The sequence below is a fragment of the Pseudomonas koreensis genome, from assembly GCF_025447595.1.
Classification (GTDB): Bacteria; Pseudomonadota; Gammaproteobacteria; order Pseudomonadales; family Pseudomonadaceae; genus Aquipseudomonas; species Aquipseudomonas koreensis_H.
In genome coordinates this window covers 222,775-240,164 of record NZ_JAOEJU010000004.1, presented here as the reverse complement: position 1 = coordinate 240,164, position 17,390 = coordinate 222,775, and the positions used below count along the sequence as shown (strand labels likewise).

19 protein-coding genes are annotated in these 17,390 nt (G+C 59.1%); 10 read left to right on the top strand and 9 right to left on the bottom strand.

Features of this window, described 5'->3' with window-relative positions:
• The first annotated feature begins 11 nt into the window (after window positions 1–11).
• From N8H71_RS08590 to N8H71_RS08580, 3 genes are all read left to right on the top strand, one after another.
• Window positions 12–1,973: an acetyl/propionyl/methylcrotonyl-CoA carboxylase subunit alpha gene (locus tag N8H71_RS08590; RefSeq protein WP_262193636.1), complete on the top strand. Its 1,962-nt coding sequence runs from the start codon at window positions 12–14 to the stop codon at window positions 1,971–1,973.
• Window positions 1,974–2,042: 69 nt separating this feature from the next.
• Window positions 2,043–2,585 (top strand): exonuclease domain-containing protein, encoded by a 543-nt coding sequence (locus N8H71_RS08585; RefSeq protein ID WP_262193635.1) that lies wholly within the window; start codon window positions 2,043–2,045, stop codon window positions 2,583–2,585.
• A 102-nt stretch (window positions 2,586–2,687) separates the two neighbouring features.
• Window positions 2,688–2,972 carry a pyrimidine/purine nucleoside phosphorylase gene (locus N8H71_RS08580; protein ID WP_007940055.1) on the top strand — a complete coding sequence of 95 codons (285 nt, stop codon included), beginning with the start codon at window positions 2,688–2,690 and terminating at the stop codon, window positions 2,970–2,972.
• Window positions 2,973–3,043: 71 nt separating this feature from the next.
• Here N8H71_RS08580 and N8H71_RS08575 read toward each other — a convergent pair whose 3' ends face one another.
• Window positions 3,044–3,850: an MOSC domain-containing protein gene (locus tag N8H71_RS08575; protein ID WP_262193634.1), complete on the bottom strand. Its 807-nt coding sequence runs from the start codon at window positions 3,848–3,850 to the stop codon at window positions 3,044–3,046.
• Between the two features lie 161 nt (window positions 3,851–4,011).
• On the bottom strand, window positions 4,012–4,947 hold the full coding sequence (locus N8H71_RS08570; protein WP_217830830.1) for a chemotaxis protein CheV: 936 nt from the start codon (window positions 4,945–4,947) through the stop codon (window positions 4,012–4,014).
• 452 nt (window positions 4,948–5,399) lie between these two features.
• On the opposite strand from N8H71_RS08570, the gene N8H71_RS08565 reads away from it, so the two are divergent.
• From N8H71_RS08565 to N8H71_RS08555, 3 genes are all read left to right on the top strand, one after another.
• Complete coding sequence (locus tag N8H71_RS08565; RefSeq protein ID WP_262193633.1) at window positions 5,400–5,870, top strand: hypothetical protein; 471 nt, start codon at window positions 5,400–5,402, stop codon at window positions 5,868–5,870.
• Between the two features lie 488 nt (window positions 5,871–6,358).
• On the top strand, window positions 6,359–7,252 hold the full coding sequence (locus N8H71_RS08560) for a sensor histidine kinase (protein WP_262193677.1): 894 nt from the start codon (window positions 6,359–6,361) through the stop codon (window positions 7,250–7,252).
• Window positions 7,249–7,908 (top strand): response regulator transcription factor, encoded by a 660-nt coding sequence (locus tag N8H71_RS08555; RefSeq protein ID WP_262193632.1) that lies wholly within the window; start codon window positions 7,249–7,251, stop codon window positions 7,906–7,908. Before N8H71_RS08560 ends, N8H71_RS08555 begins: the two co-directional genes overlap by 4 nt.
• On the opposite strand, the gene yegS is transcribed toward N8H71_RS08555, so the two are convergent.
• Window positions 7,892–8,809 (bottom strand): lipid kinase YegS, encoded by a 918-nt coding sequence (yegS, locus tag N8H71_RS08550; RefSeq protein ID WP_262193631.1) that lies wholly within the window; start codon window positions 8,807–8,809, stop codon window positions 7,892–7,894. The genes N8H71_RS08555 and yegS overlap by 17 nt on opposite strands.
• A 313-nt stretch (window positions 8,810–9,122) precedes the next feature.
• On the opposite strand from yegS, the gene N8H71_RS08545 reads away from it, so the two are divergent.
• A complete protein-coding gene (locus tag N8H71_RS08545) occupies window positions 9,123–9,431 on the top strand; it encodes a hypothetical protein (protein WP_262193676.1) in 309 nt (102 codons plus the stop codon).
• 53 nt (window positions 9,432–9,484) lie between these two features.
• On the opposite strand, the gene N8H71_RS08540 is transcribed toward N8H71_RS08545, so the two are convergent.
• Together N8H71_RS08540 and moaB are read right to left on the bottom strand one after the other, a co-directional pair.
• Window positions 9,485–10,711, bottom strand: a complete 1,227-nt coding sequence (locus tag N8H71_RS08540; protein WP_262193630.1) for a molybdopterin molybdotransferase MoeA — start codon at window positions 10,709–10,711, stop codon at window positions 9,485–9,487.
• Window positions 10,695–11,234, bottom strand: coding sequence for a molybdenum cofactor biosynthesis protein B (gene moaB, locus N8H71_RS08535; protein ID WP_262193629.1), 540 nt, complete (start codon window positions 11,232–11,234; stop codon window positions 10,695–10,697). The genes N8H71_RS08540 and moaB overlap by 17 nt, the downstream gene beginning before the upstream one ends.
• Window positions 11,235–11,315: 81 nt before the next feature.
• Between moaB and mobA the strand changes: the two genes are divergently transcribed.
• Both mobA and N8H71_RS08525 read left to right on the top strand, forming a co-directional pair.
• Window positions 11,316–11,918, top strand: a complete 603-nt coding sequence (gene mobA / locus N8H71_RS08530) for a molybdenum cofactor guanylyltransferase MobA (protein ID WP_262193628.1) — start codon at window positions 11,316–11,318, stop codon at window positions 11,916–11,918.
• A 78-nt stretch (window positions 11,919–11,996) separates the two neighbouring features.
• Window positions 11,997–12,218 (top strand): YgdI/YgdR family lipoprotein, encoded by a 222-nt coding sequence (locus N8H71_RS08525; protein ID WP_007955739.1) that lies wholly within the window; start codon window positions 11,997–11,999, stop codon window positions 12,216–12,218.
• A gap of 83 nt (window positions 12,219–12,301) precedes the next feature.
• Here N8H71_RS08525 and N8H71_RS08520 read toward each other — a convergent pair whose 3' ends face one another.
• From N8H71_RS08520 to N8H71_RS08510, 3 genes are all read right to left on the bottom strand, one after another.
• On the bottom strand, window positions 12,302–13,195 hold the full coding sequence (locus tag N8H71_RS08520) for a pseudouridine synthase (protein ID WP_262193627.1): 894 nt from the start codon (window positions 13,193–13,195) through the stop codon (window positions 12,302–12,304).
• Window positions 13,196–13,263: 68 nt separating this feature from the next.
• Window positions 13,264–13,581 (bottom strand): hypothetical protein, encoded by a 318-nt coding sequence (locus tag N8H71_RS08515; RefSeq protein WP_007955735.1) that lies wholly within the window; start codon window positions 13,579–13,581, stop codon window positions 13,264–13,266.
• Window positions 13,582–13,746: 165 nt separating this feature from the next.
• On the bottom strand, window positions 13,747–13,983 hold the full coding sequence (locus N8H71_RS08510) for a glutaredoxin family protein (RefSeq protein WP_007955734.1): 237 nt from the start codon (window positions 13,981–13,983) through the stop codon (window positions 13,747–13,749).
• Between the two features lie 190 nt (window positions 13,984–14,173).
• Between N8H71_RS08510 and N8H71_RS08505 the strand changes: the two genes are divergently transcribed.
• Window positions 14,174–15,886: a cation:proton antiporter gene (locus N8H71_RS08505; protein WP_262193626.1), complete on the top strand. Its 1,713-nt coding sequence runs from the start codon at window positions 14,174–14,176 to the stop codon at window positions 15,884–15,886.
• Here N8H71_RS08505 and N8H71_RS08500 read toward each other — a convergent pair.
• Window positions 15,883–17,091 (bottom strand): ammonium transporter, encoded by a 1,209-nt coding sequence (locus N8H71_RS08500; protein WP_262193625.1) that lies wholly within the window; start codon window positions 17,089–17,091, stop codon window positions 15,883–15,885. The genes N8H71_RS08505 and N8H71_RS08500 overlap by 4 nt on opposite strands.
• Window positions 17,092–17,390: the final 299 nt, after the last annotated feature.

Here is a 17,390-nt window from a genome sequence, read left to right as displayed (position 1 = left end):
GGAAAACCACCATGCCCGCCCTCCACAAAATCCTGATCGCCAACCGCGGTGAAATCGCCTGCCGCATCCAGCGCACCGCCCAGGCCCTCGGTTATCGCACGGTCGCCGTTTTCAGCGACGCCGACGCCGATGCGCTGCACGTGCAGATGGCCGATCAAGCGGTGAACATCGGCCCGGCGCCGGTGCAGCAGTCCTACCTGAACATCCCGGCGATCCTCGATGCCGCCCGGCGCAGCGGCGCCGACGCGATCCATCCCGGCTACGGTTTCCTCTCGGAAAATGCCGAATTCGCCCGGGCTTGCGAACAGGCCGGCCTGACCTTCATCGGCCCCAGCGTCGAAGCCATCGAACTGATGGGCAGCAAACGCCAGTCGAAAATTGCCATGCTCGCCGCCGGCGTCCCATGCATCGCCGGATACCAAGGCGCCGAGCAGGACGACGCGCCCCTGACCCGTGAAGCCGAACGTATCGGTTACCCACTGATGATCAAGGCCAGCGCCGGCGGTGGCGGACGCGGCATGCGACTGGTGCACAGCGCCGAAGAGCTGCCGGCGCAGTTGCGCACGGCTCGCTCCGAAGCCTTGAACGGTTTCGGCAGCGATGAACTGATCCTCGAACAGGCGCTGATCGAACCGCGTCATGTCGAAGTGCAGCTGTTCGGCGACACGCATGGCAACCTGATCTACCTCGGCGAGCGCGATTGTTCGATCCAGCGGCGCCATCAGAAAGTCATCGAAGAAGCACCGTGCCCGGTGATGACCGAAGAACTGCGTCAGGCGATGGGCGAAGCGGCGCTCAAGGCCGGACGTGCGGTGAACTATGTCGGCGCCGGCACTGTGGAGTTTTTGCTTGATACCGATGGCCGGTTTTACTTCCTGGAGATGAATACCCGGTTGCAGGTCGAGCACCCGGTGACTGAATTGATTACCGGGCTGGACCTGGTGGCGTGGCAACTGTCGGTCGCCGAGGGCCAGCCGCTGCCGCTGACCCAAGCGCAGGTGAAACTCAATGGCCACGCCATGGAAGTGCGCCTCTATGCCGAAGATCCGGCCCAGGGTTTTCTTCCTCAGACCGGGCGTGTCGAAGCTTGGGCGCCGGCACTGGATCGCGGTGCGCGGATCGATCACGGCCTGATCGAAGACCAGTCGATCTCACCGTTCTACGACCCGATGCTCGGCAAACTGATCGCCCACGGCGCAACCCGTGAAGAGGCCCGGCGCAAACTGTTGTGTGCGGTGCAGGACAGCGTGTTGCTTGGCGTGCAGAGCAATCAGCGGTTGCTCGCCAGCCTGTTGCAGCATCCGCAGTTCATCAGCGGGGAATTCGGCACTGGCTTTATCCCTCAACACTTCTCAGATCACGACTGCCTGCACGCCTATTCGCCCAGTGCCGAAGAGCTGGCCGTCGCGGCGGTGCTGTTTTACCAATCCGCCGCGCAGCAATATCGCGCCCCGCTGTCCGGATGGCGCAACAATGCCGGTGCGCCGTTGCTTTATCGCATCGGCCTCGACGCCCGCGACTGGAACGTGCAACTGCGCGCCAGTCCGGACAACACGTTTGCAGTGCAGGTCGCGGAGCGCGTCATCGAACTCAAATGGGTCGAGCACACCGCCGGGGCCGTGACACTGGAAATCGACGGCCTGCGCCAGCGCCATGCCTATCGCCTTCGCGACGACCAGCTCTGGCTGTTCACCCACCCCGGCAGCCTGCACCTGGTGGATCGAACTCACGCGGTGATCGACAGTCAGACCAGCGTCAGTTCCGGCACGTTGAAAGCCCCGATGGATGGCGCCATCATCGATGTGCTCGTCAGCGAAGGCAGCCCGGTCAGCAAGGGCCAACTGCTGGTGGTGCTGGAAGCGATGAAAATGGAGCATCCGCTCAAGGCCGGCATCGACGGCGTGCTCAAGCGGGTGCAGGTCAAGGTCGGCGATCAGGTAAAAAATCGTCAGGTTCTGTTGCAGGTCGAGTAGTCGCCGCGCGCATCCGCAAGGTTTGACTACGCTCTGAATAATCAGGACGCGGAAATCAGGAACCCTGCGATGCCCCATTGGCTGGTCATAGATCTGGAAGCCACCACCGATGAGGGTGGCTGGCCGGTTACGGAAATGGAGATCATCGAGATCGGCGCGACCCTGGTGGATCGCGCCGGTCGCGAGCAGGATCACTTTCAGCGCTTCGTCAAACCGACGCGGCGCCCCTTGTTGACGGCTTTTTGCCGCGAACTCACGCACATCACCCAGGCCAACATCGACTCGGCCCAGACGCTCAACGAAGTCTGGCCTGCCTTCGAGCGCTGGCTCGGTCAGCATCAGACGCGCCTTGAAGGCTGGGCCAGTTGGGGCGATTACGACCGCAAACAGTTGCTTCAGGAATGGCAGCGGCTGCAACTCGACAGCGCCCTGAGCCGGGTGCCGCACATGAATCTCAAACAGCGCTTTGCCAAGGCCCGACGCCTCGAACGGCCGCTGGGCCTCAATGGCGCGTTGCAACTGGCGGGCATGCAATTCACCGGTCAACAGCACCGGGCGCTGGAAGATGCGCGCAATACCGCCCGATTATTGCCATTGGTGCTGCCGCTCTAGCGCAGGTGACGGCGCCAGAAGCCTTGTGCATACTGGCCGACCCTTTTTAACCCTTTTTAACCCTTTTTAACCCTTTTAAGCCCTTTTCGAGAGGAATCGCCCATGTTTAAAGTCAACGAGTACTTCGACGGCACCGTCAAGTCGATCGCTTTTGGCACCGCTGAAGGTCCTGCGACCATCGGCGTCATGGCCCCGGGCGAATACGAATTCGGCACCAGCCAGCGCGAAATCATGCACGTGGTTTCGGGCGCACTGACCGTCAAGCTGCCAGACAGCAGCGACTGGGAAACCTTCGCCGCCGGCAGCCAGTTCAACGTGCCCGCCAACAGCAAGTTCCAGCTGAAAGTGGCCGTCGACACCGCTTACCTGTGCGAATACCGCGGCTGAAACCCTGGTTTTCTGCGGTCATGAAAAATGCCCGTGTCCAAGGACACGGGCATTTTTCGTTTCAGGGCGGGTTATTCGAGGATTTCCACCGGCATGCCGACTTCAAGCCGGCCGTTGCTGTCGTTGACCAGGTTCTGGCCGAACATTGCGCCATCGGCCTGGGCGCGAGTCTTCTGCAGGGTCGCCAGTGGTTCGCGGTCAGCGCTGCGTTCACCGGTCTGCGGATCGATCGTGGTGAGAATGCACCGCGAGCAGGACTTGACCACCCGGAATTCGACATCGCCGATGCGGATGCGCTTCCAGCCATCCTCGGCATACGCCTCGCTGCCTTCGATCACCAGATTCGGACGGAACCGCAGCATTTCCAGCGGACGCCCGACTTCCTGCGACAGATGTTGCAGCGATGCCTCGCCAATCAGCAGCAGCGGGAAACCATCGGCGAATGCCACTTGGTCGTCATCGTTGCCGTACCCGGCCTGGGTCGTACGAGCGCGATCCAGCGGCACTTGCACCAGACGGGTCGGTTTGCCGATGAACTCGCTGACCCAACGGGCCGCTTCATCACCAGCATCCGGTACACGCAAGGTGTCGCGCCAGATGGTCACACCACGCAGGTCGGCTTCGCTGCCAGGTAAGTCGACATCGATTGCCGAATGCCCCGGCGCGCTGAGCGTCAGACCGCCGCTGGCACTCCACAGCGCCGATAGCTGGCTCATCTTCGCTTCGGCACGCTGGGTCAGGAACCGCCCGCTGGCCTCGTCCACCAGCATCCAGCGTCGATCGCCCTCAAGCCCCAGTTTGTCCAGGCCGATCCCTTGCAGGACTTCACCCTTGGCGGATTTCAACGGGTAACGATAAAGCGCGCTCAAACGCAGCATGGCCAGCTCCCTGGTGGGTCAAAAACGCCACCCTATACGAGCTTCGTCAGCGAATCAAAGCCCAAAAACTGTGGGAGCGAGCTTGCTCGCGAAAGCGGCGTTTCAGCCCATAAAAATATTGAATGTGACACCGCCATCCCGAGCAAGCTCGCTCCCACAGATCAGGCCGGTACGGCGTCGAGCATCAGACGCTGGCGCACCACATCCACCAGTTTGTCCGGCTGGAACTTGGAGAGGAAATTGTCGCAACCAACCTTCTTCACCATCGAGTCGTTGAAACTGCCGGACAGCGAGGTGTGCAACACCACATACAGGCCACGCAGGCGCGGGTCGTTGCGGATTTCGGTGGTCAGGCGATAGCCGTCCATTTCCGGCATTTCCGCGTCGGTGAACACCATCAGCAGTTTGTCGGTCATGTTCACCCCCGTGTCCGCCCACGCCTTGAGCATGTTCAGGGCTTTCAGACCGTCACTGGCGATGTGCATCTTCACGCCCAACTGGCCGAGGGTGTCGCGCAATTGCGAGAGCGCGACGTTGGAGTCGTCCACCAGCAACACTTCGCGGCCACGGGCGCGTTCGAGCACCGGATCGTCCAGTTTGTCGCGGGAAACCTTGGCGTTGTAAGGCACGATTTCGGCGAGGACTTTCTCGACGTCGATGATTTCCACCAACTGATCGTCGACCTTGCTGATGGCCGTCAGGTAATGCTGGCGACCGGCGCTGGTCGGCGGCGGCAGGATGGCTTCCCAGTTCATGTTGACGATGCGATCCACGCCACCGACGAGGAACGCCTGCACCGAACGGTTGTATTCGGTGACGATGATCGTGCTGTTCGGGCCCGGCACCAATGGCCGCATGCCGATCGCCTGGGACAGGTCGATCACGGGCAGCGTCTGGCCGCGCAGATTGACCACGCCGCAGACAAACGGGTGACGCTGGGGCATCAGAGTCAGCTTCGGCAGTTGCAGGACTTCCTGAACCTTGAACACGTTGATCGCGAACAATTGGCGTCCGGCCAGTCGAAACATGAGAATTTCCAGGCGATTCTCACCCACCAGTTGCGTGCGTTGGTCTACCGTGTCGAGAATGCCGGCCATCAATGACTCCTGGGCTTGTTCTGATGAATTCACTATTGGGGGTTATCGGCTGGATCTGACGGATCTTGATTCCGTCACAAATCCCTAACAAAATGCCATGAACAGGCATTGATGTCACATTAACATCATGCTTTACTGGCCCGGTGAAATCATCTGCTACATTCTCTTCGGCGCGACCTCAGTTTGCGCGACAGGTTCCCGTGCCTAAGGGAATCCCTTAGTAACAATCAGGCCCAACCTGATGTTCGCGATATCCAATAGCCATTAATGTGACGCCATTCTCATTGCATGAACGGAGTCAGGCTATTGTGTGCGATCGCAGTTCAGTGGAAACACATCCTCTTGAAACCCCAGGCCTGTGTCTTTGCACGCCGGGGCGCGATCACGCGACGGTTCATGATCGTCGACACACACGGCATTCCCTCATCAGACATGACGTGGTGGAGATAAGCATGCCGAACGACCGTGATGACTGGACGCAGCGCTTCCCCGAATTTCTTGTCGAGGCTGAAATGCTCCTGGCCAAGTCCGAAGAATGTCTCAGTCACTTGCAGTTGATCAGCAATGACAAGGACGCCATCGATTGCATGCTCAGCACCCTTCTGAAGCTGGCAAACAAGGCCGGTGCCCTGGCGCTGGATGCGGTCTCCGAATTCTCCCTGCATCTTCACGGCCTGCTCGCCCAGGCGCAGGACCACGTGGACCTGCACGCACAGGCGCTGACGGCACTGAAGGATTGTTTGACCCTGATCGCCTGGCAGTTGGAGCTGATCGACCCTCGCACCGGGCAGCTGAGCCTGGATGAAAGCGAGCAGGTCTCGCTCATCGAGGCGTTTGCCTTTCAGGTCGGACAAAACCACTTTCAGCCGTTGCGCAGCGGCAAACCTTTATCTCTCGTGAGCTGGTCGGAGCAGCAAGCGTAACCATGCCATCATGGGCCTGGATCTCGGCTCATAAGTATTTGCCTTCAAATGTCGCAATTGAATAATTCATGCCTGTCCGCGACTTCATTCAATAAATAATCATGCTTGGCGAAGCAGACTTTCATCTGCTCAAGCCAGGGTTTTCCTGTGTATAAAAGGAAGGCCCGCTATGGAGTCGATAATTATCGGCCCCGATAATTCAACTTTTTCCATTATGGAACCCTCGTCCAACATTGAATATTTCCTGACTCTTTGGACATATAGGGCAAACGCGACCAACGGTATGTTAAGTGGTATTATGCCGCGCGTTAGTTGTTTTCACTTAATGGCACTGTGACTTCAATGATCGTCTCCAGCGAAGTTGGCAGTCATTTACCGATCACTGGACCGTTTTGAAATCAACAACCTGAATCACAATTTTTCAGACAGAGACCGCCCTCCATTCTGACCGGTCTTCCCGCAGCGAACATCCATTGGCTCCATCCGTTATGTACGCCAGCCTCAAGTCAATCACTACATGGCCTCCCTCCCGAGAAAATGCCCGCCGGTTCACACTTTTGCTGTGCACGGGTGCGGCGCTGGGCAGCCTGTTGACCTATGGTCTGTCCGCGCAGTTGTCACTCGGTCTGATGCTGATCAATGTGGCGGCTGCCGGCTGCGTCTGGACACAGCATCGCCTGTCGCGCAAATCCATCAAATTCCAGCCTCAGGAGCTGGCCGATCGGCTCCTGGAAGTCCAGGAAAACGAGCGCCATCGCCTGAGTCGTGAACTCCACGACGATATCGGCCAGTTGCTGACCGCCGCCAAGCTGCAAAGCGAATGGCTGAAGCGTCGACTGCCGGACGACATGCAGGAGCAATGCTCCGCACTCTGCGACACCCTTGATGAAACCCTCAACAAGGTTCGCGATGTTTCGGCCATTCTTAACCCGCGACAACTGACCAGCCTCGGCCTTGAAGCCAGTTTGCGCGCACATTTGCTCAAGGTATTGACCAACTCCACGGTGCACTGGAGTCTGGACTGCCAGCAACGCCTGAACGGAATCCCGGAAGAAATGGCCATAGCGGCCTTTCGCATCACTCAGGAAGCAGTGACGAACATCCTTCGCCATGCGCAAGCCAGAAATCTGTTGATCCGCTTGCAGCGCCTGCCCCAGGGCCTGACCTTGCTGATCAGCGATGATGGCCTGGGTTTCTCTCCGGCGGCCAATCCCGCCCGTGAGGGACAACGGGGCATGGCCGGGATGGCTGAACGGATCGAGCAACTGGGCGGCACACTGAGCGTCACCAGTGAGCCGGGCAAAGGTACTCAAATCGAAGCACTATTCCCCTGGGCGCCCCGGGCACTCGAGCGGGCCAGTACGAATAAGGTTATGCGTTGACTTGTAACTTACTTCTGGTGGATGACCACTCGCTGATCAGGGCCGGCGTGCGCGCCCTGGTACTGGATATTCCCGGTTACGCGGTAATCGGTGAAGCAAATGACGGCTCGCAATTGCTGGAGATGGTCGAGCACCTGTCTCCCGATATCGTGTTGCTTGATATTTCCATGAAAGAAACCAGTGGCCTGGAAGCCCTGGAACGGCTGAGACGAGTCCGCCCACAGAGTAAGGTCCTGATCCTGTCGATGCATACCGATCCGGCGCTGATCATGCAGGCGCTGGAATCCGGGGCTCACGGCTATCTGCTCAAAGACACCACCGCCACCGAGCTTGAGCATGCGCTGGAAGCCCTGCGCAATAATGAACGCTACTTGAGTCCGGCCATTGCCCACACCGTGATCAATCAGGCGTTGACCCGCAATCTGAAGCAGCAGCCAGAGACTGTCGAGTCACACAACCTGACTGCACGCCAGCTCGAAATCCTGCGCCTGATCGTGCGCGGCAAATCCACACGTGAGATCGCCAACGGTCTGGGCCTGAGCATCAAGACCGTGGAAACCCACCGTTCGCAGATCATGAAGCGCCTGCAGATCTACGACGTGGCGGGTCTGGTGCTGTTTGCCGTGCGCGAACAGATCATCAGTCTGGACGACTGAACTCACGGATTCCGCCCAACAATGGCGAATCCTTGGGCAGATGCACACGCAGCGCTCCCGGACGCGCTGCGAATCGCAGGCTGTTGCCTTCCAGTGGTTCGCCATCGAGATTGATGCAGAGCCCCTCCGCAACCTTGATCTCGACCCACGGCAAACGGGTTCGCACGAACATGTTATCGATGCCGAAACCATCACTGAGCAAGGTTTTCAGCGTGCCGACCAGCTCCTGCGGTGCCGGCAATATACTGATATCCAGAAGACCGTCATCCACCAGTGCCTCCGGGCACAATACATGCCCCCCGCCGGCCTGACGGCCATTGCCGATCCCCAGCGCCAGCAGCTCGCCACGCCAGTGAAAGTCCGGTCCCTGCAGTTCGCCGTAGGCGGCATGCAGTTCACTGAAACGCGAGAGGCCGGTGAACAGATAGGCCGCACCTCCCAGAACCTTTTTCAGATCCTCCGAGGTATTGGCCGTGACCTGGCTACCGAATCCACCGGTGGCCATGTTCAAGAAGATCTGCCCGCCCACTTCACCCAGATCAATGTCATGTGAAGGAGCGTCAAGCAACTCCAATGCTTCGGCTGGCTCCAACGGGATACCTGCTGCACGCGAAAAATCGTTGGCGGTTCCCAGTGGCAACAGCGTGAGACTGGCCTTGCCCGGCTGCGCCGCCAACGCCTCGGCGATGTCACGCAGGGTGCCGTCCCCTCCGCCAGCGATGATCTGACTGAATCCGGACGCCAATGCCTCCTCCACCAGCCGCTGAGCATCACCCGCCTCCCAAGTCAGGCGCACTGCCAGCTCCCAACCCTGACCACGCTTGGCCTCGACAGCGGCGCGAACGGCCTCGTTGAGTGCCTGCTTGCCATGCAGAATCATCAATGCCCTGCGTTCACTCATTATCCTCACTCCCGAATATGAACCTGTACGGAACATCTTGACCCTCAATACCGGTAAAAAAGTCGCAGGCGTCATGGACTTATTCCAGCAGCGGGATTGCTCGTCCTACATGAAGGTACTTTTTCGTACAGAACGTGAGGAATCGCCTTAATTGACCTGACTCACCCATTGGTAGAACGTGTGGGGCGTCAACGATCTTCAATCCGACAACACAAGGATGTGCAGTAAATGAGTGGAAACAGCTCAAGGAGCTTCGAAAGGTTGCATGCCGGCATTAGCCAAACGGAACTCAAAACAGCGGACGGGCAGTTCAATGCAAAGCAATGAAGCAAGAGTGCCCGTAATTCCGGTCATGCCTCCTACCGAAAGTCGTGCCAGTCATAAAACCGAGTTCAACAGCAGTGCCAGGAAAACCGGAGAAACCGATATGGAACCTCGTGTCAGCGAGCTGGAAACCCATCTCAAGTACATCCGCCGCGACATGGATGAAGTCAGAGGAGATGTCAAAGCCATCAAGCACCGCCTTGCCTACTCGGCAGGCGCGACAACAGTGGTACTCGGACTGCTTGGCTGGGTTGCCAACAGCCGGTTCGATCAACTCGTAGCCTTGATCAGCCGTTGAACGGGATGCAGGCATCGGTCATCTCTGCCGAGCCTGCATATCACAGTCCTGACTCAGCCCAAAAGCTCACTCAATGGTATGAAAGGCACACTGTCTCCTTCAACAAGGGTTCGTCCTTCCTTAACCTCAACCAGCCCATCGGCCCACGCGGCGCTGCGCAGTACGCCCGAGCTCTGGTTACGGTAGATAGTCGCCTTTCCCTGCTCCAGGCGCCCGCGCAAATATTCGCGGCGATTCCCGGCCTGCGGCCAGACAAATCCTGCCGGCACCGAAAACTTCAATGGTTCGGCATCCGGCACGCCCATCCGGCGCAGCAGATAAGGCCGTGCCAGCAAGGCGAAGGTCACCAGGGTAGAAGCGGGATTGCCCGGCAAACCGATGACCGGGATGCCGCGAAAGTGCCCCACTGTCAGAGGTTTTCCAGGTTTGATAGCGAGCTTCCAGAGTGTCAGCTCCCCCTCTTCCCTCAACGCTATGCCAAGAAAATCCGCTTCACCGACCGACACACCACCGGTCGAAAGAATCAGATCCACATTACACAACTCCCCAAGACGTGCGCGAGTAGCGGATAAATCATCAGGAAGAATCCCGGCATCCACCACGTCACATCCAATCCGCTGCAACCAGCTGCACAGCAATACCCGATTGCTGTTGTAGATTTGCCCCGGGCCCAATTGCGTTCCCGGCTCTACCAGCTCATCGCCGGTCGACAAGACCGCTACGCGCACCTTGCGAATGACGTCGAGAGCGGCACACCCCAACGACGCGGCCAGACCTTGTTCTATCGGACCCAGTCGCGTTCCAGCCGGCAATACCAGTTCCCCTACCGTGGTTTCCTGACCTTGCGGGCGGATGTTCTGCCCGATTGACATCGGCTCGATGAAACTCACTCGGCCATCGGCGTGAACCTCGACATTTTCCTGCATCTCGACAACGTCTGCCCCCGGAGGTACGGGCGCCCCCGTGAAGATTCGGGCGCATGTGCCTGGCGCCAATGAATCTGGCGCCTGCCCGGCAAAGATTTTTTGACTGACCGTCATAGGCTTACCGGTCCAGTTCGACAGATTCAGCGCATAGCCATCCATCGCGCTGTTGGGCCATGGCGGCAGATCCAGCGTCGACAACAGGTCCTGCGCCAGGATTCGTCCCTGAATCTGCGCCAGCGGCAAATGTTCACGCTCGACAACCCGTGAGGCGTCGGCCATTTCCAGCAGACGCGCCAATGCCTCCTCGACTGGCATCAGACTGCCGGTCTTGCCTGGCTTACCCACGGGATTCACAAGGCGCTGCCTGTTTCAAATGAGCGACGAAATTGCAGGGCCGATGTCGAGAGTCCAGTTGCTCGGCAAGGATGCCATCCCAACCAGTACGCACTGCATTGGTCGAGCCCGGCAGACAGCAGACCAGTGTGCCGTTGGCCAGGCCTGCCAATGCACGGGATTGCACCGTGGAGGTGCCAATATCGGCAACCGAAATCTGGCGAAACAGCTCACCAAAACCATCAACCTGTTTATCGAGCAGGCAGGCAACGGCTTCGGGGGTACTGTCGCGACCTGTAAAACCGGTGCCTCCAGTAATCAGCACCACTTGCACCACATCTTCGGCAATCCAGTGGGCGACTTGTGCACGGATTTTGTACAGGTCATCTTTGAGTAGCACCCGCTCCGCCAGATTGTGGCCAGCGGCCGTCAAGCGATCGACGAAAACCTGGCCGGAGGTATCGGTTTCAAGGGTTCGAGTGTCGCTAACCGTCAGAACAGCGATGTTGAGCGGTGCGAAAGGTACATCAGCCTTGGCTTTCATAGGCTCGTCCAGTTGTAGGAGAAACAGCCCGGTGTTATATCACAGCACCCTATTTTTTTGCCGACCTTGCGCAGAGTTGCCATGACTTCGAATATACCGCTGCCACCTTGCTCGATCCTGTTGCTGGCGGGTGGCCGCGGCCAACGCATGGGAGGTCAGGACAAAGGACTCGTGGAGTGGCAAGGAAAACCGCTGATTGCGCACGTGCAACACAACGCACGCCTGCTGACGGATGACCTGATCATTTCCTGCAACCGCAATCGTGAGCGTTACGCGCCCTACGCTGATCAGTTGGTGACAGACGACGAGGAAGACTTTCCCGGACCATTGGCCGGTATTCGCGCCGGATTGAAAGCTGCGCGCCACGCCCATCTGCTGGTTCTGCCCTGCGATGTTCCACGAATCGATCTGCCACTGATGCAAAGCCTGCGAGAAGCGGCCAGTCTGAATTCTGAAAAACCTTTAATGTTGAGACATGACGATCACTGGGAACCGCTGCTTTGCGTGATCCCGGTGGCACTCCTGCCGGCTTTCGAAGACGCGTGGAAAGCCGGGGAACGTAGCCCGGGCCGACTGATGCGCAGTCTCGATGCCCAGGCCCTGGTTTGCCCCGACAACGACCCACGGCTGGCCAATCTCAACACCCCTGAACTGTTGAGTTCGCACAACACTGTGTCAGACTGACAGCATTCAAGGAACTTGCACGCCTTGTATACGTCTCAAGCTCAGTAACCAAAAGAATTTCCCTTCGGAGACACACTCATGACTCAACGGACCCTCGCCACTTTCATGCTCGCACTGGGCCTTGCCACCCTCGCCGGTTGCGCCTCGCCAACAGTGATCACCTTGAATGACGGTCGCGAAATCCAGGCTGTCGACGCCCCCAAGTATGATGAAGATTCGGGCTTCTACGAGTTCGAACAACTGGACGGCAAGCACACCCGCATCAACAAGGATCAGATCCGCACTGTCAAAGAGCTGTAAGTCTTCAGTTCGACAGCGGATACAGAAAAGCCCGCAATATGCGGGCTTTTTCGTGTCTGGCAGAAAAGGGTTGATACCCGGGATCACCAGTCCAGCGTGATCCGGCTTTCAAATTCGCGCACCAGCCCTGTGACCGGATCGATGAATCGCAACCCCTGCGCCAGGAGTTTGAGCGGATTGGCGTAGTCATCCTCAACGTCTTTGAGCACTTCAGGGTAAAACGGATCATTGCAGATGCTCGCCCCCAGCGCCGTCATGTGCACCCGTAGCTGATGCTTCTTGCCGGTCACCGGATACAAGCCGTAGCGCCAGAGTTCGCCATTCTTTTCACGAACCTCTACCGCCGTTTCGGTGTTACTCACACCCGGCCCTTCCTGCATGCGGAAAAACGGTTCACCGTCGATCATGCGGCTCTTGTGTACCAACGGAAAATCCAGCCCGGGCAGCGCGGCCGCAATGGCTTCATAGCGTTTTTCGATCTGCCGTGTCGGAAACAGCGACTGATACGCCGACCGCGTCTGTGGATTGGCAGAGAAGATCACCAGCCCGGCAGTGTGCCGGTCAATCCGGTGCAGCGGCACCAGATGGGGATTGTCCAGGCGCCGGATCAATCGACGAAGCAGCGTCTGTTCGACGTACTCGCCTGCCGGGGTCACCGGAAGGAAATGCGGCTTGTCCGCCACCACCAGATGGTCGTCCGCATACAGGATCGACTCGACCACCGGGATCGGTTTTTCATCCGGCACTTCACGAAAATAGTGAATGCGCAGCCCTTCCTTGTAGGGCAAGTCCAGCGCAATCGGCTGACCCTGGCCATCGAGCACCCTGCCCCGGGCGATTCGATCCAGCCATTGATCGCGCCCGATGGCACTGAAATGCTCACACAGGCAGTCGAGCACTGTCCGCCAGCTACCGGGGGGCAGATACAGCGTGCTGGCCTGATTCTGTGCGGCGGAAAACGTTGATGTGCTGGACATACGGAAACTCTAACCTTCAAAGCAGAGCGGCATTATCCAACACCGGACGCAGCGGACCTAGTGCAGAATCAGGCAGGGATCGATTTGAGCGCCGCCGCCTCGGTGAATTCCTTGAGCCAGCGCAACACATCCACGGCGTCCCAACGGCCCGGATCGTACAAGGCGTACAACAATCCCTGATAACCGACCACATCCAGTTGCTTGTGATAGCCGGCACGCTGGAACAAGGCCTCGATCTCGGCAAAGCACGTATTGAAATGAAGCTTGTTGAAGGGGGTCTTGCCTTCCGTGACCAGACCGTCCAGGCGCAATTCGTGGACGGCCTCGCGCACCACGTCAACCGACATCCCGTTCACGCTGCTTTTCAACTGTTCGACATTGACCACGGTTGCTCCCTCTGACATCCGGCTTGCCCTGACGAATGCCCGGAAACGGCATGGCAGGCCAACTCAATTACTGTATGCGCATACAGTAACCGAATAACCCGAAAAGTGCCAAGCCGTGATTGAGCGAAGGTGACGAGCGCCATCAACGCAAAAGAGGAAAGACCATCAACGCAGGAATGCCACCACCTGATCGGCGCTGAACGGCCACCCCAGTTCCGCGCCGGTATCGACCCTGCGCAAGACAGGGATCCGCAGGCTGTAGGCCTCGAACCACGATTCGTCGTCAGCAATATCCACCAGCTCCACCAGCAGACCATGCTCGACAAAAGGCATCAGTTCCGCCTCCGCGACTTCACACAAATGGCACCCCAGGGTGCCGAACAACTGGCATTCAGGAAGCATGTGCGCTCAACCCCAAAAATCGAGTGATCATTCTAGGCCTGCCCGCAAAGCCCGTCGACCCACCCACCGGGTTCGATTCCGCCCCTCGTAAAACCCTGATGTAAATCAGCCCACAAAATCGCCATTTACGCGATGCTCCGGTGTTTTTTACCTCTACGCTTGAAGAGCCTGACCTGTCCCGGAGTGTCTTGTGTTTGCCAATCTGCTGATCATTCTGGCGTCGTCCCTGGTGATGATTGCCCTGTTCCGACGCCTGCGCCTGCCACCTGTGCTGGGCTACCTGTGCGTGGGGTTGATGGTCGGGCCGAAGGCGTTCGACTGGATCAATGAAAGTGAACACTTGCCGGACCTTGCCGAGCTGGGCGTGGTGTTTCTGCTGTTTTCTCTGGGGCTGGAATTCTCCCTGTCGAAAATGATTGCCCTGCGCAAGGTGGTTTTCCGTCTGGGCAGCCAGCAGGTGCTGATCACCACTCTGCTGCTGGGAAGCGTGCTGATGTTACTGGGCATGCCCGTCACACCGGCCTTGCTGATGGGCGCCGGCCTGTCGCTGTCATCCACGGCGATTGTGACCAAAGAGCTGGGCAGTCTCGGCGAAATCTTCAGCAGCCATGGCCAGAATGCGGTGGGCGTCCTGCTGTTCCAGGACGTAGTGGCGGTGTTGCTGCTGACATTGGTGCCGGTATTCGCCGGCAGCAGTGATCAGGTCTGGTACTGGGCGTTGCCCCTGACCTTGTTGAAGACCGTATTGCTGTTCTTCGGTTTATTGCTGGCCAGCCGCTGGCTGCTGCCACGCCTGTTCCAGGAGGTCGCGGCATCCCGCTCGGCGGAATTGTTCGTGCTGCTGGCACTGGTAATCGTGTTGCTGACGGCCTGGCTGACCCACTTGCTGGGCCTGTCTCCGGCCCTGGGCGCGTTCCTCGCGGGCATGCTGTTGGGCGAGAGCCATTACCGACATCAGATCGAGGCCGATATCCGGCCGTTTCGCGACATTCTGCTGGGACTGTTTTTCGTCAGCATCGGCATGCTGATCGACCTGCAACTGTTCGCCAGCCACAGCCTGCTGATTATCGGCATGACCTTGGGTTTGCTGGTGATCAAAGGCCTGGTGGTGGCGCTATTGGTGAAATGGCGCGGCAGCGACATTGAAACGGCCTGGCGCAGCGGTCTCGCCCTCGCCCAGGGCGGTGAATTCTGCTTCGCCCTGATGGCGCAGATGCAGCAGACCCGGCTGCTCCCCGCAGAGCTGGGCGCCCTGCTGCTCGCCGCGACCTTCTGCTCGATGCTGCTGACCCCTTTGCTGTTACGCGCCGCACCGCGCATCGCCGCCGCCCTGCACCGCAAACCCAATCAAGAAGCGCAGATCGAGGAAATCAGCGCGCTCAATGCCGGGTTCGACGGGCATGTGGTGATCTGTGGCTACGGCCGTGTCGGTCAGTCGATCGGGCGCTTCATGCGCAATGCCGGGCAAACCTACATCGCGCTGGACAACGATCCGGTGCGAATTCAGGAAGCCGCCACCGCCGAACGCGACGTCCACTACGGCGATTCAACCCGCGGCGATCTGTTGATCGCCGTCGGTTTACTGCGCGCCAGGTTGCTGGTGATTGCCGTGGATCAAGCCGACGTGGCCTTGCGGGTTCTCAAGGAGGCCCGACGCCTCAACCCGACAGTGCCGATCCTGGTGCGCACCCGGGACGACAGCCAGTCGGCCGAGCTGAAGGCAGCCGGCGCCAGCGAAGTGGTGCCGGAACTGCTGGAGTCGAGCCTGATGCTCGGTTCCCATGCCCTGATCCTGCTGGGGTTTCCTGCGCACCGGGTGCAGGAGAAAGTCGATCAGGTGCGCTTTGATCGTTATCGCCTGCTTCACGGCTTTTACCCCGGAGCTGAAGATGAGGAAACCTAGTCCTGGCTCACCGCGCCGATCTTGTGCAGCGACAGGTCGGCGCCGTAGTACTCCTGTTCCTGGCTCAGGCGCAGACCATGCAACGCCTTGATCGAACCGTAGACGGCGAAACCGCCGATCAGCGCCACCACCACACCAAGGGTGGTGCCGATCAACTGGCTGATCAGGCTGACGCCACCGAGTCCACCCAATGCAGTCGAGCCGAAGATTCCGCAGGCAATGCCGCCCCACACGCCGCACAAACCGTGCAACGGCCAGACACCCAGCACATCGTCGATGCGCCATTTGACCTGCGCCGCCGTGAAGCACCAGACAAACAAGGCGCCGGCAACCGCGCCGGTCACCAGCGCGCCGACCGGGTGCATCAGGTCGGAACCGGCACACACCGCCACCAGTCCGGCCAACGGACCATTGTGCAGAAAGCCCGGGTCGTTGCGCCCGACGATCAACGCCGCCACCGTGCCGCCGACCATCGCCATCAGCGAGTTGACCGCCACCAGTCCGCTGACCCCTTGCAGGGTTTGCGCGCTCATCACGTTGAAGCCAAACCAGCCAACGATCAGGATCCACGAACCCAAGGCGAGAAAAGGAATGCTCGACGGCGCGAACGCCACCAGCCTGCCATCGCGATAGCGCCCGTTGCGCGGCCCGAGCAGCAACACCGCTGCCAGCGCCAGCCAGCCGCCCATGGCATGCACCACCACCGAACCCGCAAAGTCATGGAAAGGGGCACCGAACTGCGCGGTCAGCCAGGCTTGCAGACCGTAGTTGCCGTTCCAGATCATGCCTTCGAAAAAAGGGTAGATGAACGCTACGATCAGCGCCGTGGCGCACAGTTGCGGGAAAAACCGCGCCCGCTCGGCGATGCCGCCGGAGATGATCGCCGGGATCGCCGCCGCAAAGGTCAGCAAGAAGAAAAACTTCACCAGACCATAACCATGATCGGCACTGAGCACCGCCGCCGGTTGCAGGAAGGTCACCCCGTACGAAAGCCAATAGCCTATAAAGAAATAGGCCAGGGTCGACACCGCGAAGTCGCTGAGAATTTTCGACAGCGCGTTGACCTGGTTTTTCTGGCGAACTGTTCCGACCTCCAGAAACGCGAACCCGGCGTGCATGGCCAGCACCATGACCGCACCGATCAGAATGAACAATGTGTTGGAACTGTGAACCAGCGTGTCCACAGCGCTTTGCAAATTTTCCATGAGGAGGCAGACCCAAGGCTGAAAAAGGCACCAAAGCGGTTCATGCGCACATTTCATGCACCAAGTTGCGACTGCGCGATCACTAATCCGGAGGTCCGGTGAACCGCTTTGGCGCACAAGGTCGATGGGCTGACATGAACCCTCATCATCCGGGCCATGGTGTGCCCGGTTTCGCGCCCGGCAACAGCGCACTGCCACCGATCGACGCACCACGACACAGCAAAAGTTGTACCAGCCATTTGCACTGAACCTTCACACTTGGCTCATACTCGAACGCTTCAGAACGCTGCTTCAGAACG

Bases quoted from the DNA above. Each gene is read 5' to 3' on its own strand.
- N8H71_RS08590 (WP_262193636.1), top strand. From the start codon at position 12: ATGCCCGCCCTCCACAAAATCCTGATCGCCAACCGCGGTGAAATCGCC.
- N8H71_RS08585 (WP_262193635.1), top strand. From the start codon at position 2,043: ATGCCCCATTGGCTGGTCATAGATCTGGAAGCCACCACCGATGAGGGT.
- N8H71_RS08580 (WP_007940055.1), top strand. From the start codon at position 2,688: ATGTTTAAAGTCAACGAGTACTTCGACGGCACCGTCAAGTCGATCGCT.
- N8H71_RS08575 (WP_262193634.1), bottom strand. From the start codon at position 3,850: ATGCTGCGTTTGAGCGCGCTTTATCGTTACCCGTTGAAATCCGCCAAG.
- N8H71_RS08570 (WP_217830830.1), bottom strand. From the start codon at position 4,947: ATGGCCGGCATTCTCGACACGGTAGACCAACGCACGCAACTGGTGGGT.
- N8H71_RS08565 (WP_262193633.1), top strand. From the start codon at position 5,400: ATGCCGAACGACCGTGATGACTGGACGCAGCGCTTCCCCGAATTTCTT.
- N8H71_RS08560 (WP_262193677.1), top strand. From the start codon at position 6,359: ATGTACGCCAGCCTCAAGTCAATCACTACATGGCCTCCCTCCCGAGAA.
- yegS (WP_262193631.1), bottom strand. From the start codon at position 8,809: ATGAGTGAACGCAGGGCATTGATGATTCTGCATGGCAAGCAGGCACTC.
- N8H71_RS08545 (WP_262193676.1), top strand. From the start codon at position 9,123: ATGCAAAGCAATGAAGCAAGAGTGCCCGTAATTCCGGTCATGCCTCCT.
- moaB (WP_262193629.1), bottom strand. From the start codon at position 11,234: ATGAAAGCCAAGGCTGATGTACCTTTCGCACCGCTCAACATCGCTGTT.
- mobA (WP_262193628.1), top strand. From the start codon at position 11,316: ATGACTTCGAATATACCGCTGCCACCTTGCTCGATCCTGTTGCTGGCG.
- N8H71_RS08525 (WP_007955739.1), top strand. From the start codon at position 11,997: ATGACTCAACGGACCCTCGCCACTTTCATGCTCGCACTGGGCCTTGCC.
- N8H71_RS08520 (WP_262193627.1), bottom strand. From the start codon at position 13,195: ATGTCCAGCACATCAACGTTTTCCGCCGCACAGAATCAGGCCAGCACG.
- N8H71_RS08510 (WP_007955734.1), bottom strand. From the start codon at position 13,983: ATGCTTCCTGAATGCCAGTTGTTCGGCACCCTGGGGTGCCATTTGTGT.
- N8H71_RS08500 (WP_262193625.1), bottom strand. From the start codon at position 17,091: ATGGAAAATTTGCAAAGCGCTGTGGACACGCTGGTTCACAGTTCCAAC.